Origin of the sequence: Pseudomonas sp. S12(2018), assembly GCF_024355235.1 — a bacterium.
GTDB lineage: Bacteria > Pseudomonadota > Gammaproteobacteria > Pseudomonadales > Pseudomonadaceae > Aquipseudomonas > Aquipseudomonas palmensis.
In genome coordinates, this window is sequence record NZ_QLAD01000003.1 from 309,645 (window position 1) to 331,963 (window position 22,319).

Annotated in this window: 18 protein-coding genes and 1 riboswitch; of the genes, 4 read left to right on the plus strand and 14 right to left on the minus strand. The window is 67.7% G+C overall.

Annotated features, from left to right (window positions below):
• Positions 1 to 15: 15 nt before the first annotated feature.
• From DN388_RS08580 to DN388_RS08595, 4 genes are all read right to left on the minus strand, one after another.
• A complete protein-coding gene (locus DN388_RS08580) occupies positions 16 to 807 on the minus strand; it encodes an ABC transporter ATP-binding protein (protein WP_254998757.1) in 792 nt (263 codons plus the stop codon).
• Complete coding sequence (locus DN388_RS08585; protein WP_254998759.1) at positions 804 to 1,820, minus strand: iron ABC transporter permease; 1,017 nt, start codon at positions 1,818 to 1,820, stop codon at positions 804 to 806. Before DN388_RS08585 ends, DN388_RS08580 begins: the two co-directional genes overlap by 4 nt.
• Complete coding sequence (locus DN388_RS08590) at positions 1,817 to 2,830, minus strand: ABC transporter substrate-binding protein (protein ID WP_058541263.1); 1,014 nt, start codon at positions 2,828 to 2,830, stop codon at positions 1,817 to 1,819. Before DN388_RS08590 ends, DN388_RS08585 begins: the two co-directional genes overlap by 4 nt.
• 145 nt (positions 2,831 to 2,975) lie before the next feature.
• Positions 2,976 to 3,172: riboswitch (cobalamin riboswitch) on the minus strand.
• Between the two features lie 39 nt (positions 3,173 to 3,211).
• The gene (locus DN388_RS08595) at positions 3,212 to 4,384 is read right to left on the minus strand and encodes a DUF1624 domain-containing protein (RefSeq protein WP_254998762.1); all 1,173 of its coding nucleotides are present in this window, start codon (positions 4,382 to 4,384) and stop codon (positions 3,212 to 3,214) included.
• Positions 4,385 to 4,612: 228 nt separating this feature from the next.
• Between DN388_RS08595 and DN388_RS08600 the strand changes: the two genes are divergently transcribed.
• Positions 4,613 to 5,218, plus strand: coding sequence for an SCO family protein (locus DN388_RS08600; protein ID WP_054915148.1), 606 nt, complete (start codon positions 4,613 to 4,615; stop codon positions 5,216 to 5,218).
• The gene (locus DN388_RS08605; RefSeq protein WP_043861196.1) at positions 5,218 to 5,712 is read left to right on the plus strand and encodes a copper chaperone PCu(A)C; all 495 of its coding nucleotides are present in this window, start codon (positions 5,218 to 5,220) and stop codon (positions 5,710 to 5,712) included. Before DN388_RS08600 ends, DN388_RS08605 begins: the two co-directional genes overlap by 1 nt.
• A 68-nt stretch (positions 5,713 to 5,780) precedes the next feature.
• On the opposite strand, the gene DN388_RS08610 is transcribed toward DN388_RS08605, so the two are convergent.
• Positions 5,781 to 6,203 (minus strand): NUDIX hydrolase, encoded by a 423-nt coding sequence (locus DN388_RS08610; RefSeq protein ID WP_043861197.1) that lies wholly within the window; start codon positions 6,201 to 6,203, stop codon positions 5,781 to 5,783.
• A 198-nt stretch (positions 6,204 to 6,401) separates the two neighbouring features.
• On the opposite strand from DN388_RS08610, the gene DN388_RS08615 reads away from it, so the two are divergent.
• Positions 6,402 to 7,286: an EamA family transporter gene (locus DN388_RS08615; protein ID WP_054915147.1), complete on the plus strand. Its 885-nt coding sequence runs from the start codon at positions 6,402 to 6,404 to the stop codon at positions 7,284 to 7,286.
• Positions 7,287 to 7,362: 76 nt separating this feature from the next.
• Positions 7,363 to 10,002: an excinuclease ABC subunit UvrA gene (locus DN388_RS08620; RefSeq protein ID WP_254998775.1), complete on the plus strand. Its 2,640-nt coding sequence runs from the start codon at positions 7,363 to 7,365 to the stop codon at positions 10,000 to 10,002.
• Between the two features lie 6 nt (positions 10,003 to 10,008).
• Here DN388_RS08620 and DN388_RS08625 read toward each other — a convergent pair whose 3' ends face one another.
• The 9 genes from DN388_RS08625 to DN388_RS08665 form a co-directional block, all read right to left on the minus strand.
• Positions 10,009 to 11,952: a response regulator gene (locus DN388_RS08625; RefSeq protein WP_254998782.1), complete on the minus strand. Its 1,944-nt coding sequence runs from the start codon at positions 11,950 to 11,952 to the stop codon at positions 10,009 to 10,011.
• Positions 11,942 to 12,817, minus strand: a complete 876-nt coding sequence (locus tag DN388_RS08630; protein WP_043861201.1) for a sensor histidine kinase KdpD — start codon at positions 12,815 to 12,817, stop codon at positions 11,942 to 11,944. Before DN388_RS08630 ends, DN388_RS08625 begins: the two co-directional genes overlap by 11 nt.
• A complete protein-coding gene (locus tag DN388_RS08635) occupies positions 12,810 to 13,820 on the minus strand; it encodes an ATP-binding protein (protein WP_254998786.1) in 1,011 nt (336 codons plus the stop codon). The genes DN388_RS08630 and DN388_RS08635 overlap by 8 nt, the downstream gene beginning before the upstream one ends.
• On the minus strand, positions 13,811 to 14,215 hold the full coding sequence (locus DN388_RS08640; RefSeq protein WP_043861202.1) for an anti-sigma regulatory factor: 405 nt from the start codon (positions 14,213 to 14,215) through the stop codon (positions 13,811 to 13,813). Before DN388_RS08640 ends, DN388_RS08635 begins: the two co-directional genes overlap by 10 nt.
• Positions 14,212 to 14,574, minus strand: coding sequence for an STAS domain-containing protein (locus tag DN388_RS08645; protein WP_043861203.1), 363 nt, complete (start codon positions 14,572 to 14,574; stop codon positions 14,212 to 14,214). The genes DN388_RS08640 and DN388_RS08645 overlap by 4 nt, the downstream gene beginning before the upstream one ends.
• 4 nt (positions 14,575 to 14,578) lie before the next feature.
• A complete protein-coding gene (locus tag DN388_RS08650) occupies positions 14,579 to 15,430 on the minus strand; it encodes an STAS domain-containing protein (RefSeq protein ID WP_054915144.1) in 852 nt (283 codons plus the stop codon).
• 101 nt (positions 15,431 to 15,531) lie between these two features.
• A complete protein-coding gene (locus tag DN388_RS08655) occupies positions 15,532 to 17,889 on the minus strand; it encodes a cytochrome c3 family protein (protein WP_254998791.1) in 2,358 nt (785 codons plus the stop codon).
• A 51-nt stretch (positions 17,890 to 17,940) separates the two neighbouring features.
• Positions 17,941 to 20,559, minus strand: a complete 2,619-nt coding sequence (locus tag DN388_RS08660; RefSeq protein WP_254998792.1) for a fused MFS/spermidine synthase — start codon at positions 20,557 to 20,559, stop codon at positions 17,941 to 17,943.
• Between the two features lie 153 nt (positions 20,560 to 20,712).
• A complete protein-coding gene (locus DN388_RS08665) occupies positions 20,713 to 22,302 on the minus strand; it encodes an arylsulfatase (protein WP_043859768.1) in 1,590 nt (529 codons plus the stop codon).
• Positions 22,303 to 22,319 lie beyond the last annotated feature (17 nt).

Here is a 22,319-nt window from a genome sequence, read left to right on the forward strand (position 1 = left end):
GCTATCCATTTCAGGTCAAGGGGAACGAACGCGCAGGATCTGCGCGCCGTCGAAGGGGTCGGTCAGGTAGTGCGCCTGCACCCCGAAGGTGGCCTGCAGGCGTTGCGGGGTCAGCACCTGCAACGGCGGGCCGACATCCACCAGGCGCCCGCGCTCGAGCACGGCCAGGCGATCGCAGGTGAGGGCCTGGTTGAGGTCGTGCAGGGCGATCAGGGTGGTCACCGGCAGCGCCTGAACCAGGCGCAGAATGCCCAGCTGGTGCTGGATGTCGAGGTGGTTGGTCGGCTCGTCGAGCAACAGCAGTTGCGGGCGTTGCGCCAGGGCCCGGGCGATGTGCACGCGCTGGCGCTCGCCACCGGAGAGGCTGCGCCAGCTGCGTGTAGCCAGGTGGGTGGCATCCACGTCGGCCAGGGCCTGCTGCACGATGGCGTGATCGTCTGCCGACCACGGGCGCAACGCCGACAACCACGGCGTGCGGCCCAGGGCCACGGCATCGAACACGTTGATCGCATCGCTGGTGTCGGCCTGTTGCTCGACCACTGCCAACCGCCGCGCCACCTCGCGGCGTAGCAGCTGCCTGAGCGCGTTGCTGCCCAGCTGCACCTCGCCGCAGGTGGGCGTGCGCAGCCCGGCCAGCAGCTTGAGCAGGGTGGACTTGCCCGAGCCGTTGGGGCCGACGATACCCAGGGTCTCGCCACGGCGCACCTCAAGGTCGACCGCGTCCAGCAGCACGGCATCGCGCACCTTCAAACCCAGCCCGGTGCAGCGCAGTGCAGCTTCATCCAGCGGGTGGGTGACAGCGTTCATCGGGCGCTCCTGCGGCCAATCAGTATCAATGCGAACACCGGTGCGCCGACCAGCGCCGTGATCACCCCCACCGGAATCACCTGGCCCTTGATCAGGGTGCGCGAGAGCACGTCGGCGGCAATCAGGAACAGCGCGCCACCCAGCGCGCTGGCCGGCAGCAGGCGCGCATGGGGGGTACCGAACAGCAGCCGCATCGCATGCGGAATCACCAGCCCGACAAAGCCGATGGCGCCCACGATCGACACCATCACTGCCGTCACCAGCGCCGCGCAGCTGATCAGCAGCACCTGCACGCGGCGTACCGGGATGCCCAGCGAGGCGGCCGAGTCGCTGCCGAAGGTGAAGGCGTCCAGCGCCCGCCGATGCCATACGCACACCGCAAGGCCGGCCAGCGCCACCGGCAGCGCCAGCCACACCGACGGCCAGCGTACGCCACTGAGGTTGCCCAGCAGCCAGAACAGGATGCCGCGCGCCTGCTCGGCACTGGCCGACCGGGTGATCAGAAAGGCGGTGAGCGCGTTGAACAGCTGCGAGCCGGCGATCCCGGCGAGGATGATCTGCCCCGTGCTGTTGGACGGCCCGCTGGCACGGGCCAGCAGCGCCACCAGCGCGAAGGCCGCGATGGCCCCGACGAAGGCGCCCAGCGACAGCGTGATCGCCCCCGCGCCCAGCCCCAGCAGCGCCACCAGCACCGCGCCGGTGGAGGCGCCGGCCGAGATGCCGAGCAGGTACGGGTCGGCCAGCGGGTTGCGCAGCAGCGACTGCAGTACCACCCCGCAGGTGGCCAGCCCCGCGCCGCAGGCGGCGGCCACCAGCGCACGGGTCAGGCGGTAGTTCCACACGATGCCTTCATCGACCGGGTCCAGCAGGTGCCCGGCGGCCCATAGCTTGTTGGCCAGCACCTGCAGCACCACCGAGGGGGCGATCGGCGTTTCGCCAATCGCCACCCCTGCCAGTATCGCCAGCAGCAGGGCCAGGCACGCGAGCAGGCCGCGCACAACGCTGCCTGTCATGGCGCCAGGTCGAAGCCGTTGATGGCCGAGGCCAGGGTCTCCATGCCGCTGAACAGGCGCGTGCTGGCCTGCATGGCGTGCGCATCGAGAATCACGATGCGGTTGTGTCTGACCGCGTCCATGTTGCGCGTGACCGGGTCGCTGCGCAGGAATTCGAGTTTCTTCTGGTAGTCATCTGCCGGGAAGCGACGACGGTCCATGCGCGCGATCACCAGGAAGGTGGGGTTGGCCTTGGCGATGGTTTCCCAGCCCACGGTCGGCCATTCCTCATCGGACTGCACCACGTTGCGCACGCCCAGGGTCTGCAGCATGTAGTCGGGGATACCCTTGCGCCCGGCCACGTACGGGTCGATGTCCAGGTCTGCGCTGGAGAACCAGAACAGGGCGCTGGTGTCCTTCAGATCCTTGCCCTTCACGGTGGCGGCAGCCTTGGCCAGGCGTGCCTTGAGCTCGCTGTTCAACCGCTCGCCACGCGCCTGCACGTCGAAGATCTCGGCCAGCTGGCTGATGCTGTTGTAGATGCTGTCGATGCGAAACGGCTCCAGGCGGGTGCCGTCGGCGCCGACCAGGTTGTCCTTGCCCTCGCAGTCGGACGGCATCAGGTAGGTGGGGATGTTCAGCTCATGGAACTGCTCGCGGGTGCCGACCACGCCCTGCGGGCCGACCATCCACTCCAGCTGCACCGCCACCAGTTGCGGGCGCTTGCCGATCACCGCCTCGAAGCTGGGGTCGTTGTCGGCCAGGCGCTCGACCTTGTCGTTCTGCACCTTGTACTGCGCCAGCACATCGTTGAACCACAGCGAGGTGCCGACCAGCCTGTCGCCCAGGCCCAGTGCGTAGAACATCTCGGTGCCGGCCTGGCCGATGGTCACGGCGCTGTCGGGCGCGTGCTGGAAGGTCAGCGGCATGCCGCAGTTCTGCAGCGTGAGCGGGTAGTGGGTCGGGGCGGCCTGGGCCAGGGTCGACAGACCCAGGCCCGCGAGCAGGGTGACAAGGCGGGGCAACTGCATGATGCGATCTCCATTCGAACCGTACACGGGCAGGGGTGTACAACCTGGAAACACATCGACAGGCGCTGCCGCGCGGGCAGGGCAAGGCCGTTCGGCGCGCGGGGCGCTCGCGGCACAGATGTACTCCCCGGACACCCCGCCGGTTAGTGATTGTTGCTGTGCCGGCAGGTCTCCTGACTGGTGCGTCGTCACCTGGCTCCGGCCTTCCCGGGGGTCACCCAGTGGCATTTCAGGAGCAGGCTCGGCACTTACAGTTGCGGGGGCAGTTCCGTTTGACGCCATGCAGTGGCGTCTCGGATTCCCTATTGATTCCGTGTGGAAACCGGCGGGCGGCATGGTAGTCGATCACGCCGCCCGCAGGGAAACAAAACCCCGCCAGCCTCAGAGGTACTTGAGCCAGGCAATGTCGCGACGGCGGGCCTTGAACGCGGCAAACCAGCGCACCGGCGGGAACAGCGACACGGCCAGCAGCACGGCGGTCAGCCACACCGCCCAGATACCATCGAAGCCGAAGTAATTGCCCTGGTTCAGGCCCAGCAGTGCAACGCAGGCCAGGTACGCCACTTTCAGCACATACAGGTGCAGCAGGTAGAAGAACATCGGTGCGGCGCCGAACACCGCCAGGGTGCTGATCCACCGGCGCTGCCCGGCGCGCTCCAGGCCCAGCAGCAACAGCAGGCCAGCCCCCAGGGTCAGGGCCAGGAACAGCAGCGAGGGCGGGTACTTGGTGATGTTGAAGAAGCTCATCAGGGTGTGCGCGGTATCGGCCTGAACCGTCCATGGCGCCTCGCCGTAGCCGTTGAGCAGGCGCAGGGCGACAAAGCCGATCAGGGTTGCCAGGCCTGCCAGCAGCAGACGGCGCTGGCGCGTGGCGGCCGGCATCGAGTGGGCGAACCAGGGGCCCAGGCCGTAGCCCAGCGCGATCACGCCGACCCACGGCAGCACCGGGTACGAGGTACGCAGGCGCAGGCTGTCGGAGAACTCGAGCCAGCCGCGGTCATGCAGGATCGCCCACGGCACGTGCAGCGCAGAGCCCTGCGCAAAGTGCAGGCCGTCGAGCAGGTTGTGACCGGCCACGATCGCGGCGCCCAGCACCAGCAACAGCGGGCGCGGCAACCACACCAGGGCCGCCAGGGCGATCATGCTGATGCCGATGGCCCAGATCACCTGCAGGTAGATCACGCTGGGTGGCAGCTGGAAGGTCCAGGCGATGTTCACCAAGGTGAACTCCAGCACCACCAGAAACAGCCCGCGCTTGAACAGAAAGGCCGACACATCGCCCCGGCCCTGGTGCTTCTGGCCATACAGCCAGGCCGACAGACCGGTCAGCAGCACGAACACCGGGGCGCACAGGTGGGCCAGCGTACGGCTGACGAACAGCGCAGGTTCGGTGCTGTCGATGGCCATCGGATCGCTGACCTGGCGGTGCAGGAAGAAGGTTTCGCGCACGTGGTCCAGCAGCATGAACAGGATCACCAGGCCCCTGAGGGCATCGATGGACAGCAGGCGTTGGCTTGGTTTGCTGGCGGCGGGGAGGGCAGTAGCGCTAGTCATGGAAAGGTCGCAGGCAGAGGGGGCGAATTGAATGGTTACTGTATAACATTTCTATTTGCTCGGTAAATCTTCCTTACAATCTTGACTGCCATGCTGCGACATCAGACCGCACCCATCTGGCGCTGCGCGCTGGAACCCGTCGACCCTGCGTGACAAAATGCCGCCTCGCAAAACCCTTGCACAAGGCTCCCGCTCTCGGGGCCGGCACCTTCCCAAAAGGATGGTTACATGAACGATTTACTGACCCGGCGCACGGTGATCGCCGGGCTCGGCCTGCTCGGCCTCGGTGCCCTGGCAGGTTGCAACAACTCCGGCGCGCTGGACTTCAAATACGGCAAGGACCTGAGCAACAAGATCCTCGGCCGCACCTTCAAGCTCAAGGACCCGCAAGGCAACGTGATGACCCTGTCGAGCTTCCAGGGCTCGATGCCGATGGTGTTCTTCGGCTTCACCCAATGCCCGGCGGTGTGCCCCACCACCCTGGCCCGCGCGGTGCAGATCAAGAAGCTGATGGGCCGCGACGCCGACTTCCTGCAGGTGGTGTTCATCAGCCTGGACCCCGAACGCGACACCCCCGAAGTGCTGGACGCCTACGTCAAGGCCTTCGATCCCTCGTTCGTGGCGCTGTCCGGTACCCTGGAAGAGACGGCCGCAGTGGCCAAGGAATTCGGCGTGTTCTACGAGAAGGTGCCGGCCGGCGACACCTATACCATTTCCCACAGCTCGACCAGCTACGTGTTCGACTCGCGTGGCGTGCTGCGCCTTGGCCTCTCGCACTCCCTCAATGCCAGGGAATGCACCGAAGACCTGCTTACCGTAATGGAGGTTTGTTAATGCGTTCTCCCGTGAAACACGCGCTTGGCGCGATGGCGTTGCTGTCCCTGTTCGGTGCGGCGCTGCCCGCCGTTGCCCAGACCACCGTGGGCGAGCCCTGGGTGCGCGCCAGCGTGCCGCAGCAGCAGTCGACCGGTGCGTTCATGACCCTCACTGCCAGCACCGACAGCAAGCTGGTGGGCGTCGAGTCGCCGGTGGCCAAGACCGTGCAAGTGCACCAGATGCAGATGCACAACGATGTGATGAGCATGAGTGAAGTCAAGGCGCTGGACCTGCCCGCCGGCAAGCCGGTGGTGCTCGACACCAATGGCTACCACGTGATGCTGATGGGCCTGGTCAAGCAGGTGAAGGAAGGCGACACGGTGCCGCTGACCCTGATCGTCGAAGACGCCAAGGGCCAGAAGGAGTCGATCAAGGTCGACGCCCCGGTGCGTTCGCTGACCGCCACCGACGGTCACGGCGAGCACTCGATGCACGACCACAGCCACATGTAAGTACCCGCCGCGCCGGCCCTTGCGCCGGCGCAATCCGTTCCTGCCGGGTGGATCGCCACCCAACGGTTTCAACTGGCCTGCGCCAGATAGTCCCGCAGCCGATCCTGCAGATACCACACACCTTCAGCGTGTTTCAGGTAATCGCTGATCGGCATCATCTGCCAGTACTGGCCTTCGTCGCCAAATTCGATGGCATCGATTTCCCCCTGCGTGATGTGCCCCACCAGAAACCAGGACTCCCAGCCGGGTCTGGCCAGGCTGGGGTAGTTGCGGCGCCATTCGATGCGTTCGGGGGGCAGGCGCAGGGCGAACTCTTCGTCCAGCTCGCGCAGCGCGCATTCCACCGGGGTCTCATCACCTTCGCGCCCCCCGCCGGCAAAGTCCCAGCAGCCGGGGAAGGGGATGGTGCTTTTCACGTCGCGCTTGTAGGTCAGCAGGTGGTCGTGGAACAGCAGGGCGAGTTTGGCACCGCAGAAGGGTTTGAGGGGCATGGAGACTGGCCTCTGGCAGGACGGGCGCTAGGCACCGGGCCGGTATTTATACGATGGTTCTGCAGGTTGCGCGGCGTTTTTTGTGGTGTGGGCTGCCGGGCAGCTGCTGGTCACACAGGCATGCGCCGCCGACGGGTATAACTGAACCCGGGAATAAGGATATGCTGTTTCGAAATATTACAAATTGGTGAGGGCAGAATGCCGTTAAAGGACCTGTTGCTGGCGCTGGTGGTGATCGTCGCCTGGGGCCTGAATTTCGTGGTGATCAAGGTCGGCCTCGACGGCCTGCCGCCCATGCTGCTGGGTGGCCTGCGCTTCGTGCTGGTGCTGTTTCCGGCGATCTTCTTCATCAAGCGCCCGCAACTGCCGTGGCGCTGGTTGCTGGCCTACGGCACCACCATCTCGCTGGGCCAGTTCGCCTTTCTGTTCGAGGCCATGGGCAACGGCATGCCGCCGGGCCTGGCGTCGCTGGTGCTGCAGTCGCAGGCCTTCTTCACGCTGTTCTTTGCCGCGATGTTTCTCGGTGAGCGGCTGCGCGCCGCCAGCCTGCTGGGGCTGCTGGTGGCCGCCGGGGGCCTGGCGCTGATCGGCAGCGAGAACGGCAGCCACGTGCCATTTTTGGCCCTGGTGCTGACCCTGTGCGCCGCCGCATGCTGGGCCATGGGCAACATCATCACGCGCCGCTTCGGCAACATCGACCTGGTGGCGCTGGTGATCTGGGGCGCGCTGATCCCGCCGTTGCCATTCTTCGCCCTGTCGTGGTGGCTCGAAGGGCCGGCGCTGATCGAAAGCTCGCTGCGCGGCATCGGCCTGAACTCGATCCTGGCCCTGGCGTACCTGGCCTTCATCGCCACCATGCTCGGCTACAGCCTGTGGAGCGGCCTGCTGTCGCGCTACCCGGCGGGCAAGGTCGCACCGTTTTCGCTGCTGGTGCCAGTGGTGGGGCTGAGCTCCTCGGCGTTGCTGCTGGGTGAGCGCCTGAGTACCCTGCAATGCTGGGGTGGGGTGCTGGTGATGGTGGGGTTGCTGATCAACGTGTTCGGCTCGCGCCTGCGTCAACGCCTGCGGGCCGCGCTGAGCTGAGGCCCCTGGGCGGCGGTGGAACGTTCCGCCGCGCACGCCGCTCCAATTCCAGACCCTCGCCGACCAAGGTCCGACCATGAATTCACCTCGATCCACCACGCCCCATGCCGGCCCGGCCGGCATGGTCAAGGTGCGCGGCGCGCGCGAACACAACCTGAAGAACGTGGATGTGGACATCCCCCGCGATGCGCTGGTGGTGTTCACCGGCGTGTCCGGCTCGGGCAAGTCGTCGCTGGCGTTCTCGACCCTGTATGCCGAGGCCCAGCGCCGCTATTTCGAGTCGGTGGCGCCCTATGCGCGACGCCTGATCGACCAGGTCGGGGTGCCGGATGTGGACGCCATCGAAGGCCTGCCGCCGGCGGTGGCCCTGCAACAGCAGCGCGGCACCCCCAGCGCGCGTTCCTCCGTGGGCAGCGTGACCACGCTGTCGAGCCTGATTCGCATGCTCTATTCGCGCGCCGGTAGTTACCCGGACGGCCAGCCGATGCTGTATGCCGAGGACTTCTCGCCCAATACGCCCCAGGGCGCATGCCCCGAGTGCCACGGCCTGGGCCGGGTCTACGAGGTGGACGAGGCCTCGATGGTGCCCGACCCGTCGCTGACCATCCGCGAGCGTGCGGTGGCCTCGTGGCCGCTGGCGTGGCAGGGCCAGAACCAGCGCGACATCCTCGTGACCCTGGGCTATGACGTCGACATTCCGTGGCGCGACCTGCCCCAGGAGCAGCGCGACTGGATCCTGTTCACCGAAGAGACCCCCACCGTGCCGGTGTATGCCGGCATGACCCCGGCCCAGACCCGCGACGCCCTCAAGCGCAAGCTCGAACCCAGCTATCAGGGCACCTTCAGCGGCGCGCGGCGCTATGTGCTGCACACCTTCACCCATTCGCAGAGCGCGCTGATGCGCAAGCGCGTCAGCCAGTTCATGCGGGCCAGCGCCTGCCCGTTGTGCGCGGGCAAGCGGCTCAAGCGCGAAGCCCTGACCGTGACCTTCGCCGGGCTGGACATTGCCGAGCTGGCGCAGTTGCCCTTGCTGCAGCTGGCCGAGGTGCTCAAGCCGGTGGCCAGCGCCACCTATGTCGAGCATGGCGACGAGCAGGGTGCGGTGCTGACCCACGCGCAAACCCGTGACGCCCGCCAGCAGCGCGCGGCCAGGGGCGACAACGCCCATGCCGGCGGCCCGGACGTGCGCCACACGCCCAACCTCTCGCTGGAAAAACGCCTGGCCGCGCAGCGCATCGCCCAGGACCTGCTCGAACGGGTGGCCACCCTGATCGACCTGGGCCTGGGTTACCTGGCCCTGGAGCGCAGCACGCCGACCCTGTCCTCGGGCGAGCTGCAGCGCCTGCGCCTGGCCACCCAGCTCAACTCGCAGCTGTTCGGCGTGATCTATGTACTGGACGAACCCTCGGCCGGCCTGCACCCGGCCGATGGCGAGGCGCTGTACGAGGCCCTGCTGCGCCTCAAGGCCGCGGGCAATTCGGTGTTCGTGGTCGAGCACGACCTGGACACCATGCGCCGCGCCGACTGGCTGGTGGACGTGGGCCCGGCGGCGGGCGAGCAGGGCGGCCAGGTGCTGTACAGCGGGCCCCCGGCCGGGTTGGCCGAGGTCGAGGCCTCGCAGACCCGCAACTACCTGTTCGGCGCCCAGGCCGCCGTGCCGCGCATCCCGCGTGAACCCGGCGGCTGGCTGCGCCTGGAGGGCGTGACGCGCAACAACCTGAACAACCTCGATGCGGCCTTCCCCCTTGGGTGCTTCACGGCCGTCACCGGGATTTCCGGCTCGGGCAAATCCAGCCTGGTCAGCCAGGCGCTGCTGGAGCTGGTGGGCGCGCACCTGGGCCAGGCCACTGCGCCCAGCGAGCCCCAGGAGCAGAGCCTGGAGGATGACGTGGCGCAGGCCAGCGGCGGCCAGGTCACGGCGGGCCTGGAGCACATCCGCCGGCTGGTGCAGGTGGACCAGAAGCCCATCGGCCGTACCCCGCGCTCGAACCTTGCGACCTACACCGGCCTGTTCGACCACGTGCGCAAACTGTTCGCCGCCACCGATGCGGCCCGCGAGCAGGGCTTCGACGCCGGGCGCTTCTCGTTCAACGTGGCCAAGGGCCGTTGCGACACCTGCGAAGGCGAAGGCTTTGTCAGCGTCGAGCTGCTGTTCATGCCCAGCGTCTACGCACCGTGCCCCACCTGCCATGGCGCCCGCTACAACCCGCAGACCCTGGCGGTCACCTGGCAGGGCCTGAACATCGCCCAGGTGCTGCAACTGACGGTGACCCAGGCCCTGGCGGTGTTCGAGCAGCAGCCGGCGGTGCAGCGTGCCCTGGCGGTGCTGCACGAAATCGGGCTGGGCTACCTGCGCCTGGGCCAGCCGGCCACCGAGCTGTCGGGCGGTGAGGCGCAGCGCATCAAGCTGGCCACCGAACTGCAGCGCATGGCCCGCGGGGCCACCCTGTATGTGCTCGACGAACCCACCAACGGCCTGCATCCGCAGGATATCGACCGGCTGATGCTGCAACTGGGGCGCCTGGTGGATGCCGGGCATACGGTGATCGTGGTGGAGCACGACATGCGCGTGGTGGCCCAGAGCGACTGGGTGATCGACATCGGCCCGGGGGCGGGAGATCAGGGCGGCACGCTGGTGGCCTGTGGCACGCCGCAGCAGGTGGCGGCCAGTGCCCACAGCCGTACCGCGCCGTTTCTGGCCCGGGCCCTGGGCTGAGTCGGCTCAGGCGTCGAGGCTGCGCCGAACCTTGTCCAGCAGTTCGTGGATCTGGAACGGCTTGGTGACGATGTCCATGCGCTCACCGAGAAAATGCTGCCGGTCGATGGCGTTCTCGGCGTAGCCGGTCATGAACAGCACCGGCAGGCTCGGGCGCAGCATGCGCGCGACATTGGCCAGCTCGCGCCCGTTCATGTGCGGCAGGCCCACGTCGCTGAGCAGCAGGGCGATGCTCGGGTCGGCATGCAGTTTCTGCAGGGCGCTTTCGACGTCCGGCGCCGGGGTGCAGCGGTAACCGGCATCGGTCAGCACCTCGCAGACGAAACTGCGCACCACCGACATGTCCTCGACCACCAGCACATGCTCGCCGGCGGTACTGATCACGGTGTCGGGTGTGGGTTCGGTGATGCTCAACAGCGGGCTCTGGCTGGCCGGCAGCAGCAGCGTCACTTCGGTACCGCGCCCGCCGGTGCTGCGGATCTGCACGTCGCCGGCCGACTGGCGGGCGAAGCCGTAGATGGTCGACAGCCCCAGCCCGGTGCCCTGGCCGATGGGCTTGGTGGTGAAGAACGGGTCGAAGACCTTGCCGATCACCTCGGGGGCGATGCCGCTGCCGTCGTCGCGCACCGACAATGCCACGTAGGCGCCATCGGCCAGCTTGAGGTCGTCCTGGGTGTGCGCCGCGTAGGTGCTGATCCAGATGTTGCCACCCTGGGGCAGCGCGTCGCGCGCGTTGATCACCAGGTTGAGCACGGCGTTCTCCAGCTGGATCGGGTCTACCAGGGCCACGCTGAGGTGCTCGCTCAGGTTCAGGTGCAGGCTGATGTGTTCGCCGATGGTGCGTCGCAGCAGTTCCTCCAACGAGCGGATGTGCTGGTTGATGTCGGCCGGGCGGGGGTCCAGCGGTTGCTGGCGTGCAAAGGCGAGCAGGCGGTGGGTCAGGGTGGCGGCCCCCATGGCGGCGCCCAGTGCAGCGTCGGCGTAGGGCTGCACCTTGTCGACGCGGCCCTGCTCGATGCGTTTCTTGATCAGCTCCAGGCTGGTGATGATGCCGGTGAGCATGTTGTTGAAGTCATGGGCGATGCCGCCGGTAAGCTTGCCCAGTGCGTCCATCTTCTGCACTTGCAGCAACTGCGCCTCGGTACGGGCGCGCTCGGCCACTTCCTGGGCCAGCAGGGTGGTCGCGCTGTCCAGTTCGGCGCGCTGGGTGCGTTCGCGGTGGCGCTGTTCGGTCACGTCCTCGACGAAGATCAGGCTCGACTCGCCGCTGCGGTAGGGCGACACCTGCCACTGGGTCTCGCGCAGCTGGCCGTTGACGCGCATGTGCAGCAGGCCCTTCCAGCGGTCCCGGGTGCCGAGCCTGCGCAGCAGTTCGTCGATCACCGGCTGCTGGTCGTCGGCAAAGCACTCGACCAGGGTGTCGGGGCTCAGGTTGTCCTGGATCAGCTGGGCGAACGCCTGGTTGCATTCGTGCACCTTGAGCCCGGTGCCCAGCAGCGCGATGGGCGCGGCAGTGCTGACGAAGATCTCGCGAAAGCGCGCCTCGCTCTCGCGCAGTGCCTGCTCGGTATCGCGTACCCGCAGCAGCGTGCGCAGGGTGGCCAGCAACACCTCGGGGTCGACCGGGTGGATCAGGTAGGCGTCGGCCCCGGCGTCCAGCCCGGTGATGATGTCGCCGGTACCGATGGCGGCCGCCGATACGTGGATCACCGGCAGCAACGCGGTGGCCGGGGTGGCGCGCAGGATGCGCACGATATCGAAGCCGCTCATGTCCGGCAGGTGTACATCCAGGATCAGCGCGTCGTAGGTCTGGCTGGCAATCAGCTCCAGGCCCTCGCCACCGGTGCCGGCCTCGTCGATGCGGTAGCCATGGCATTCCAGGCGCCGGCGCAGGGCATAGCGGGTGACGATGTTGTCGTCGACGATCAGCAGGCGGATGTCAGGCTTCATCACCAGGCTCCTGGGCCAGCGCCAAGGGGATCACTACGTAGAAGGTCGAACCGACCCCGGGTGTACTCTCGACCCCGACCCGGCCACCCAGCAGCGCCGCGAAGCGCTTGCACAGCGACAGGCCCAGGCCGGTGCCACGCAGGCGCTTCTGCAGCGGCGAGTCGATCTGTGCGAAGTCCTCGAACAGCGTGTCGTGCAACTCGCCCGGGATGCCGATGCCGGTGTCGTGCACCGCAAAGCGGATCTGGCCGTCGTCTTCCAGTTGCGACGACACCCGCACTTCGCCGCGGGCGGTGAATTTCAGCGCGTTGGAAATGAAGTTGCGCAGGATCTGCGCCAGCTTCTTGTCGTCGCTGTACAGGCGCGGCAGGCCCTGGGGCTCTTCGAAGATCAGGTCGACCGCCGAGGCATCGACGATCGGCCGGAACATGCCGCGCAGGGCCGCGAACAGGTCGAGCATGTCGAACCAGGCCGGCGAGATGGTGATGCGCCCGGCCTCGATCTTGGCCAGGTCGAGCAGGTCGTCGACCATGTCGCTCAGTTCGCGCGCCGAATTGCTGACGAAGGTCACCTGCTTGTGCTGCTCGGGGCTCAGCGGGCCGTCCAGCTCGTCGCTGAGCAGGCGGGCGATGCTCAGGATCGAACCCAGCGGCGTGCGAAACTCGTGGCTCATGTACGACAGGAAGCGGCTCTTGAGGTCCGAGGCCTGGCGCAGTTGCTCGGCCTGGATATCCAGCTCGGCATACAGGGCCAGCACGCCCTGGTTGGTTTCTTCGAGTTCGGCGCGCAGGGCGTCGCCCTCTTCACGCAGCCGCGCGATCAGCGCCTGCGCCTCGGTGTCGGCAAGGGTAGGGGAATCAGCCACTTAGGGTCTCCAGGGCAACAACCAGTACGGTGACATCATCGCGGCCTCGGCAGAAGTCGCGATGCAGCACGGCGGCGATCAGTGCCGGGTGCTGATGCATGAGGCCAGGATACTGCTGCAGGTCCCAGCGCGATTGCAGCCCGTCGCTGTAGAGCACCAGCAGGTTGGCATGCACATCAGCATAGTCAAAGGGGCGCACGCGACGGAATTGCCCGCCGACGATACCCGGGTGCGAGGCCAGGCCACGACTGCTACCGGGTGCGAGCAGGTGCGCGCCGATGTTGCCGACGCCGCTGAAACGCAGCGCGCCGTTGTCGTACTGGGCGAAGGCCGCGGCGCCGCCACGGGTGCCCTGCATGTTGACGTGCATTGCCTCGAGCACCTGCGCGGGGTCGGCGAACGGGGCCTGGGCAAAGGCCTGGGTGCCGGCGTGGGCGGCCCGTTCGGCGAGCTCGCCGTGGCCCAGCCCGTCGACCACCAGGGCACTGATGCGCTGGCCGTCGTAGGCCAGGTACCAGGCATCGCCACAGGCCGGGTCGTGATGCAGGCTGTGCTGGCTGGCGCCCCAACGCAGGTCGCAGGCCGCGCTGCTGCGCGGGTACAGGCGCGCCAGCACGGCGGCGCCACGGCTGTCGGCGTACACATCGAACACATCGGCCAGGCGCTTGATCGCGCCCAGGCCGATGCCCTGGGTACCGCCGGTGGAGAACCCGTCGGCCAGGCAGTGGTGCAGGTCGAAGCCTGCACCACGGTCGATGGCGATCAGTTCCAGCCCGCTGTAGCCGCTGTTGGGCAGCACCCGCAGGTGCAGTTCACCGCGCCCGGCATGCTTGAGCAGGTTGCTTGCAAGCTCGGTGGCCAGCAGCGCGGCGCGCCCGGCGTCGGTGGCATCGAAACCCTGCTGTTCGGCCAGGCGTTGCACGCTGCGCCGTGCATGACCGACCTGGCTCTCGTCTTCTATCGGCAGCACCTGGGTCAGGCTGCCCAGGATACTCAGGCCCATCGCAGAATCGTCACGCGCGTGCCGGCCCCGGGGGCGGTATCCAGTTCGAACTCGTCCACCAGGCGCTTGGCCCCGGTCAGGCCCAGGCCCAGGCCGCCGCCGCTGGTCCAGCCATCGGTCATGGCCAGCTTGATGTCGGGGATGCCCGGCCCTTCGTCGCGAAAGGTCAGGCGCAGGCCCTTGCGATGGTCCTTCTCGACCACCTGCCAGTCCATGTGGCCACCGCCGCCATACACCACGGCGTTGCGGGCCAGCTCGCTGACCGCCGTGACCAGCTTGGTCAGGTTGATCAGGCTCATGCCGCAGCCCTGGGCCAGGGTGCGCGCCAGTTGCCGTGCACGTACCACATCCTGCTCCAGCAGGATGGGCTGGGTGCCGCTTTGCTCGGCGCTCATTGCGGTGCAGCCGAGTTGTTGAGCAGGCGCATGCCGCGCTCGGCGTTGAGCGCGGTACGCACGCCGGGCAGGGTCAGGCCCAGTTCGACCAGGGTGATCGCCACGGCCGGCTGCATGCCCACCAGCACGGTCTGCGTGTCCATGATGCGCGACACCCCGGAGATGGTGCCGATCATGCGGCCGATGAAGGAGTCGACCATGTCCAGCGCCGAGATGTCGATCAGCACGCCTTTGGCCGAGGTCGCGCTGATGCGCTCGGACAGGTCGTCCTGCAGGGTCATGGCCAGCTGGTCATGCATGTCGACCTGGATGGTCACCAGCAGGAATTCGCCGATTTGCAGAATCGGGATGCGCTCCATGGCTTCAGCCCGCCTTGGCGACGGACAGGCCCAGGCGATGCAGGGCCAGCTTCAGGGCGTCGGCCAGGTTGGCCTTGGTCACCACGCCCTGCAGGTCCAGGCCCAGGTGCACGATGGTCTGGGCGATCTGCGGGCGTACACCGCTGATGATGCAGTCGGCGCCCATCAGGCGGATGGCGGTCACGGTCTTGAGCAGGTGCTGGGCCACCAGGGTATCGACGGTGGGCACACCGGTGATGTCGATGATGGCGATTTCAGAGCCGGTGTCGACGATGCGCTGCAGCAGCGATTCCATCACCACCTGGGTGCGTTGCGAGTCCAGGGTGCCGATCATCGGCAGTGCCAGTACGCCGTCCCACAGCTTGACCACCGGGGTGGACAGCTCCAGCAGTTCTTCCTGCTGGCGCTTGATCACCGCCTCGCGGGATTTCTGGAAGGTGCGGATGGTGTGCAGGCCCAGGGCATCGAGCAGTTCGGACACCTGCAGCAGCTGGTTGGCCAGTTGCGCCGGCTGCTCGCTGTATTCGCGCTGCAGCAGGGCGAACAGCGGGCCCTTGAGGGAGAAGATGAAGGTGGCGGTCTGCTGCGAGTCCTGGCCGAGCAGGGCGCGGCTATGGGAGAGCTTTTCCAGGAACAGGCGCACCTCGTCCCAGGCACCGGCGTTGAGGTTGCTGGCATCGCCGTTCTGCAGGCCGGCGTGCAGCAGGTCGAGAAACTCTTCGGTCTGGCGCTTGAGGTCGTCGGCCTTGAGGTTGCGCGTGGCACCCGATGCGTCCAGCCCGGCCAGCCATTCGGCTACCAGGGAGGCCTGGTGGGTGCGGATGGCGGTGAGGGTGACAGGTTGCAGTGCAGCCATTTGGACAAGCTCCTGAGCAGGGTAGGTAAGGCACATGCGCATCTGAGTGTGCAGGCCTGATTCTAGTTCGATATTGCCTTCATCAAATTTTTTGCAGGCCCTCAGCTCCCGCTGGCGGGGCGCGGTTGCAGCATCGGGTCGTAGGGGTTGAGCTGGCGCAGCGACTCGAGCAGGGCATTGGCTGTGTCCACCTGCCGGGCCTGTTGCAGATAATGCATCAAGGCCAGCCGAACATCACGGTTAAACGGTTGTTGTTGCAGGCTGCTCCACAGTTGTTGCATTGCCGGCTCGCGCTGCCCCTGATCGTGCAGGGCCACCGCCAGCACATACCCGTAGCCGGCGTTCTGCGGGGCCAGCTGCACGGCCTTGCGCAGCGCCACCAGCGCTTGGTCGCGACGGCCCTGGCGAATCAGGGCCAGGCCGTGGGCCTGCTGCAGCAGCGCCGAGTCGGGGTGCTGGCGCAGGCTGTCTTCCAGCAGCGTGCGTGCTTCGTCCTGGCGGCCATGGCTGTCCAGCCACTGCACCAGGGCCACACGGGCCGGCAGGAAGTCGGCGTCGCGCAGCACCGCGCTGCGCAGGTACGGCTCGACCGCATCGGTGCGTCCGTTGGCCTGGTACAGCAGGGCCAGGTTGAGGTTGGCTTCGGCGCGTTCGAGCAGGCTCAGCTGCACGCTTTCGTATTCGCCCAGCGCCTGCTCGAACGCCGCCTGCGCCGCGCCCAGCCCGGCTGCCCGTGCCGGCAGCAGGGCGTAGGCGGCCGCGATGCGCACGGCCAGCACCGGGTCACGCAGCAAGGGGGCCAGCGGCATGCTGCGCTGTTGCGGGGGCAGCAGCGCGGCCAGGGCTTCCACCGCCGCGGCGCGTAGCTGCGGTGCGCTGTCGCCCAGGGCGCTGCGCGCCGCCTGCAGGGTACGTTCGCTCGGGTAGTTGGGCAGTTCGGCGAGCAGGGTGGCGCGGCGGATTGCCGGCAGTTCGCGGTTGGCCAGTTGCGTCAGCAGCGCCTGGGCGGCACCGGGTTTGCCGCTGCGCAGCAGGTCCAGGCTGGCAGCATAGGCCAGTGTGTCGGAGGGCCGGTCGGCGTACCACAGCGCGAACTGCTCGCTGACGCGCTGCCCGGCACTGCCCTTGTGACACCCCAGGCAGGCATCCGGCGTGCCCAGCGCCAGTGCCTGGGCCGGTGCCGGAATGCTGAAGCCGTGGTCGTGGCGATAGTCGTTGACCATGTAGAACTTGCCGGGCATGTGGCAGCTGACGCACTGCGCCGCAGGGCTGCCAGGGGCATGGTGATGGTGTTCGGTGGCGGTATAGTCGCGGGCCTTGAGCCCGGCGCCGTCGACCCCGGCCACGCCGGTCTTGCCCGCAGGGTTGTGGCACTGCAGGCACACCCCGTCGCCCGGTGCCTTGAGCTGGGTGCTGTGGGGCTCGTGGCAATTGCTGCAGCGCACGCCCTTGGCGAACATCTTGCTCTGGGTGAAGGCGCCGTACTCGAACACCTCGTCCTTGATCTTGCCGTCCAGCTCATACAGCTCGCGGGTCAGGCGGCTGGGCAGGTAGTCGTCCATCAGGCGGCGCTCGTTGTGAAAGCCATCGCCCAGCGGCGCGCGGCGCGCATGGCAGCGGGCACAGGTTTCGACTTCGGCCAGGTTGCCACCCTCCACCAGGCTCTGCTGGAAGCCGGCATGGGCAACCTGCCTGGCCGGCTTTTGCGCCGCCCACGCCAGGTGCCCGGAGGCCGGGCCGTGGCACGCCTGGCACCCCACGCCCAGGCTGTTCCAGTGGCTGTCGAAGGTGGCGCTGGCAGCGTTGAAATTGCGCTTGAAGCCGGTGGTATGGCACTCCACGCACATGAAGTTGGCATTCTGCTGCGGCTTGCTCCAGTGCAGCGGGTTCTTGAAGTCCACGCCCTGGCCGGGGTACAGGTGAAACCACTGCTGCTGGCGCGTATCCCAGGCCACCCCGAGCGCCTGCAGGTGCCCGCCGCCGGTATCGATCAGGTACTGCTGCAAAGGCTCGATGCCGAAGGCATAGGCCACCTCGAAATCCTGGGGCCGGCCGTCGGCGCCTGGGGTGTTGACCCAGAAGCGGTCGCCCTGGCGAAAGAAGCGCGTGGTCTCGCGGTCGCTCTTGAACTGCACGTCGGCGAAATTGCCCAGCACGGTCTGGGCGGTGGCCGGCTGCATCGCCAGCTGGTGATGGGAACCTTGCCACTGGCGAACCTGTTCGCCATGGCAACCCTGGCAGGTGGCTTCGTCGACCAGCACCGGGGCGGGGCTGCTTGGCGCTGGCGGGGCTGGTGGCGTGCTCTGCGCGGCCACCGGCAGGCGTGCCGGGGCACGGTCGAGGGCGAACCAGGTGCCCAGCAGGGCCAGCAGGACCGCCCCGGCCAGCACCGGCCAGAGCAGGCTGGAGCCGCGCACGGGGGGCTGTTGGGGCGGCGTAACGGCGCGCTTTTTCGACATGCAGACGTCCATGCTGTTGGGGTAAGGGGCGCTTCAATCAGGCGGCGCGCTTCACGGCATGCCCAGGAACCAACGGTAGTACGGGTTGCTGCCATCTTCTCGCATCACGCCCTGAACCTGTCGCGCCCAGGTGTCGCGCTGGCCGCGGTAGGCGCTCAGGCCCACCTGATAGAAGCGCTGCAGGCGCTGGCGCTGGTCGTTCAGGCGCAGGCTCGCCAGGGTATCGGCGCCTTCCAGCGGCACCGGGCTGCCCAGCGCCAGCAGGGCCGGCAACACCCGGGTGATCTCGTCGCTGCGCACCCAGGGGGCGTACTCGATGCGTGGCTGGTCGTCGGTGACGGCCGGGGCCTGTGCGGCAAAGCGCTCCAGGCCGGCGCGGTCGGTGACCCAGGTGGCCAGCAGTGCGGCCGGCGAGTCCACGCCCACCTCGGCCAGGGTGCGTTGCACGGGGGGTTGCGCCAGGCGCGCGCTGATGCGCGGTAGGTCCAGGCGCACCGGCTGCAGCGAGCCGACCAGCAGCATTTCATGGAACTCGGTGGTCCACAGCGAGGCATGCGGGAACACGTCGATGAAGCTGCGCACCAGGGCACGGCTGTCGTCGATGTTCTGGGTGGGCAGCGGCAGCCACTGGGCGACCAGGCCCTGGGGGTTGAGGCGGCTGGCGGCCAGCTGGTAGAAGTCACGCGAGTACAGGTTGACCACGCCGGCTGCCGAGGGGGGCGGTGGCTCCAGGGTGATCAGGTCGTAGGGCTGCGGGCTGGCCAGCAGTTCACGGCGCCCGTCGCGCAGGCGGATGTCCAGGCGCGCATCGTCGGCGGCGTGGTAGTTGCCCTGGAACAGCGTCGAGGCGTGCACCACCGCCGGCAGCAGTTCGGCCACCACGCGTTGTTCCAGGCCCGGGTAGCGCAGCAGGGCGCCGGCGGTGATGCCGGTGCCCAGCCCGATCACCAGCGCCGAGCGCGGCTCGCCGTTGTGGATCAACAGCGGCAGCAGGGCCTGCAGGCGCATGTAGCGCAGCGACGGCATGGCATCGCCGGTGTTGGACACGCCCTGGATGTACAGGCGACGAAAGCTGCCCTGGGGCTTGTGCTGTTCGACCACGGCGACCGTGGCGCCACGGCCTTCCTGATAGAACACCAGCTCGCCGCTGCGCGCGCCGGGCAGCAGGTTGGCCAGGCGCTGGGGTGGGGTGAGCAGGGCGGTCAGGAGGCTGGCCAGGGCAATGGCGTAGAGGGCGATGAATCTGGGTTGACTGAGCGCGCCTGTTCGCTGGCAAGCCCGCTCCCACAGGGTTCGAGCAGATCCTGAGCCTGTACCTGCAGGCGCTGGCCTTGCCGGCGAAGCGGCCAGGCCCGCACCTGCCACGACCGCGATTACCCCGACCCCTGCCGCCAGCACCGCCAGCACCCCCAGGCTGCGCACCAGCCCCAGCGCGGGCACCAGCACGAACCCGCACAGCATCACCCCGGCAATCCCGCCCAGGGTGTTGAGCGCCACCACCGCGCCCACGTCGCGCCCCGCATGGCCCGGCGCGCAGGCCAGGCGCAGCGCCACCGGAAACGCCGCCCCCAGCAGCGTGGTGGGCAGCAGCACGACGCTCACCGCCACCACCGCAAAGCGGGCACTCATGCCCGCCAGTGCGCTGCCGCCCAGGCCCAGTACCAGCGCTTCGGCCTGGGTCTGCGCACTGATCAGCCAGCGCCCCAGCCCGGCGATTTCCAGCAGCGCCAGCAGCCCCGCCGCACCGATCAGCACGGCAAAGGTGGCCCACGGGTCGCGCAGCCGCTCCACGCGCCGGGCAATCAGTGCGCTGCCCAGCATCAGCCCGGCCAGGTAGGTGGCCAGCATCACCGCAAAGGCGAAGGTGCGGGTGCTCATGAACTGCACCAGGGCCTGTGACCAGATCACCTCATAGCCCAGCGCAATGCCCCCGGCCACCGCGTACAGGGCCAGGGCCAGGCGCGCCGCCGGGCTGCGCGGGGCGCTGGCGGTTACCACGGTGTCGGCTTCGACGTCCGGTGTCAGGCGCAGCAGCCACAGTGCACCGGCCCCGGCCAGCAGGTTGAGCACGGCGGCGGCACAGGCACTGCCGCGTACCCCCAGCAGCGGGATCAGCACAAAGGCTGCGAGCAGGGTGCCGACAATCGCCCCGGCCGTGTTGGCCGCGTACAGTTGCCCGCCGGCGCGTCCGGCCGTTGCCCCTTGCGCGGTCACGGCACGCACCAGCACCGGCAGGGTGCCGCCCATCAGCAGCGCCGGCAGGGCAACCAGGCTGAACGGCAGCGCCCAGGCCAGCAGCCCGATGCTGCCCTGCAGGCGGGCGAACAACCCGGCGCTGCTGCCCAGGGCCAGGGTGGCCGCGATGCCGACCACGGCCACGGCCAGTTCGAGCAGCGCATACAGGCGCAGCGGCTGGCGCAGCCGATCGGCGTGACGCCCCAGCCACCAGCCGCCCAGCGCCAGCCCGGCGAAGAATGCGCTGATGCCGGTGGTGATCGCATGCACTTCCACCCCCACCACCAGTGACAGCTGCTTGATCCACAGCACCTGATAGATCAGCGCCGCGCTGCCGGAGACCAGCAGCAGGGTCGCTGCCAGGTGCAGTGTGCGGGGTGGAGCGCAGGCGGCGGGGGCTTTGGCGTGTCGGGAGGAGCGGCTGGCGACCGGCATCAGGGCAAGGGGCCTTGTGGTGAGTGCTGGGAACACGCCCTCGCGGGAGGGACAACCAGTGCTTGAGCCTAGCAGCAGATTGGCGGGTTGGGCGGGTATCGCAGTCGGCAAAATGCCCCGTCAGGGACGAGGCATCCGTGTGCAGCTTGCCGCCTATTGCTTGCCTTGCTTCATCTTCTCCTCGATCTTCGCGTCCACCTGCTTGCGCACCTGGTCGACGCTGAAGCTGGCCGGGTGCTGGCTGGGTGGGTAGTCGATGAAGGTTTCGAGAAACACCGAGGCCTTCATGGTGGCGATGCCGGTCAGGTAGACGTTCTTCGCCAGCCAGTCGTTGTACTGGTCAGAGACCACGTCGGCGCGCTCATACGGGTCCATGCGCAGGTTGAAGATCTTCGGCACGCGCAGGCACACGAACGGGTCCTGCCACACTTCGAAGCCGCCGGGGCGACGCTGTTCGCAGAACACCGCCTTCCAGTCGCCGAAGCGCATCGCCACCAGGTCGCCGTCGTCGTTGAAGTAGTAGAACTCGTCACGTGCGCCCTTGGGTTGCTGGCCGGTGAGGTAGGGCAGCTGGTTGTAGCCGTCCAGGTGCACCTTGAAATTCTTGCCACCGGCAGTCGGTGCCCAGCCCTTGAGCAGCTTGTCCTTCACGCCGGTGTCACCGGCAGCCGCCAGCAGGGTGGGGAACCAGTCCAGGCCCGAGAACATCTCGTTGGACACCGTGCCTTCCTTGATCTTGCCCGGCCAGCGGATGATCGCCGGCACGCGGAAGGCGCCTTCCCAGTTGGAGTCCTTCTCGCTGCGAAACGGCGTGGTCGCCGCGTCCGGCCAGGAGAACTGGTTGGGCCCGTTGTCGGTGGTGTAGATCACGATGGTGTTGTCGGCGATCTTCAGGTCGTCGAGGGTCTTGAGCAGCTTGCCCACGTCGCCATCGTGCTCGAGCATGCCGTCGGCGTACTCGTTGCCGGGCATGCCGCTCTGGCCCTTCATCGAGTCGCGCACATGGGTGTACACGTGCATGCGCGTGGTGTTCATCCACACGAAGAACGGCTTGTCGGCGGCCACCTGCTTCTTGATGAACTCCTCGGCCGCGCCGGTGGTTTCATCGTCGATGGTTTCCATGCGCTTCTTGTTGAGCGAACCGGTGTCCTCGATCTTGCCGTCGGCGAAGGCGTGGATCACCCCGCGCGGGCTGAAGTTCTTCACGTAGGGGTCGTTCGGGTCCTTGGGCCAGTAGGGGCGCTCGGGCTCCTCTTCGGCGTTGAGGTGGTAGAGGTTGCCGAAGAACTCGTCGAAGCCGTGCTTGGTCGGCAGGTACTCGTCCTTGTCGCCCAGGTGGTTCTTGCCGAACTGCCCGGTGGCGTAGCCCAGCGACTTGAGTGCCTGGGCGATGGTGATGTCGCGGTCCTGCAGGCCCACCGGCGCCCCCGGTGCGCCGACCTTGGACAGGCCGGTGCGCAGTGGCGTCTGCCCGGTGATGAAGCTGGAGCGGCCGGCGGTGCAGCTGTTTTCCGCGTAGTAGTCGGTGAACAGCATGCCTTCCTTGGCAATGCGGTCGATGTTGGGGGTCTGGTAGCCGACCACCCCCATCGAGTAGGCACTGATATTGGTCTGGCCGATGTCGTCGCCGAATATCACCAGGATATTCGGCTTGTCGGCGGCACTTGCCGCCCCTGTCGCGAGCCCCATCACCGTGGCCGCGACCAGCGCGAGCTGCGGTGCCCATCTGCGTATGCGAGTCATCTGACTTGCCTCCCTTT

Coding starts and splice junctions, on each gene's coding strand:
- DN388_RS08600 (WP_054915148.1), top strand. CDS start 4,613: ATGAACGATTTACTGACCCGGCGCACGGTGATCGCCGGGCTCGGCCTG.
- DN388_RS08660 (WP_254998792.1), bottom strand. CDS start 20,559: ATGCCGGTCGCCAGCCGCTCCTCCCGACACGCCAAAGCCCCCGCCGCC.
- DN388_RS08650 (WP_054915144.1), bottom strand. CDS start 15,430: ATGGCTGCACTGCAACCTGTCACCCTCACCGCCATCCGCACCCACCAG.
- DN388_RS08595 (WP_254998762.1), bottom strand. CDS start 4,384: ATGACTAGCGCTACTGCCCTCCCCGCCGCCAGCAAACCAAGCCAACGC.
- DN388_RS08610 (WP_043861197.1), bottom strand. CDS start 6,203: ATGCCCCTCAAACCCTTCTGCGGTGCCAAACTCGCCCTGCTGTTCCAC.
- DN388_RS08585 (WP_254998759.1), bottom strand. CDS start 1,820: ATGACAGGCAGCGTTGTGCGCGGCCTGCTCGCGTGCCTGGCCCTGCTG.
- DN388_RS08625 (WP_254998782.1), bottom strand. CDS start 11,952: ATGAAGCCTGACATCCGCCTGCTGATCGTCGACGACAACATCGTCACC.
- DN388_RS08640 (WP_043861202.1), bottom strand. CDS start 14,215: ATGAGCGCCGAGCAAAGCGGCACCCAGCCCATCCTGCTGGAGCAGGAT.
- DN388_RS08590 (WP_058541263.1), bottom strand. CDS start 2,830: ATGCAGTTGCCCCGCCTTGTCACCCTGCTCGCGGGCCTGGGTCTGTCG.
- DN388_RS08645 (WP_043861203.1), bottom strand. CDS start 14,574: ATGGAGCGCATCCCGATTCTGCAAATCGGCGAATTCCTGCTGGTGACC.
- DN388_RS08635 (WP_254998786.1), bottom strand. CDS start 13,820: ATGGGCCTGAGTATCCTGGGCAGCCTGACCCAGGTGCTGCCGATAGAA.
- DN388_RS08615 (WP_054915147.1), top strand. CDS start 6,402: ATGCCGTTAAAGGACCTGTTGCTGGCGCTGGTGGTGATCGTCGCCTGG.
- DN388_RS08620 (WP_254998775.1), top strand. CDS start 7,363: ATGAATTCACCTCGATCCACCACGCCCCATGCCGGCCCGGCCGGCATG.
- DN388_RS08665 (WP_043859768.1), bottom strand. CDS start 22,302: ATGACTCGCATACGCAGATGGGCACCGCAGCTCGCGCTGGTCGCGGCC.
- DN388_RS08655 (WP_254998791.1), bottom strand. CDS start 17,889: ATGTCGAAAAAGCGCGCCGTTACGCCGCCCCAACAGCCCCCCGTGCGC.
- DN388_RS08605 (WP_043861196.1), top strand. CDS start 5,218: ATGCGTTCTCCCGTGAAACACGCGCTTGGCGCGATGGCGTTGCTGTCC.
- DN388_RS08580 (WP_254998757.1), bottom strand. CDS start 807: ATGAACGCTGTCACCCACCCGCTGGATGAAGCTGCACTGCGCTGCACC.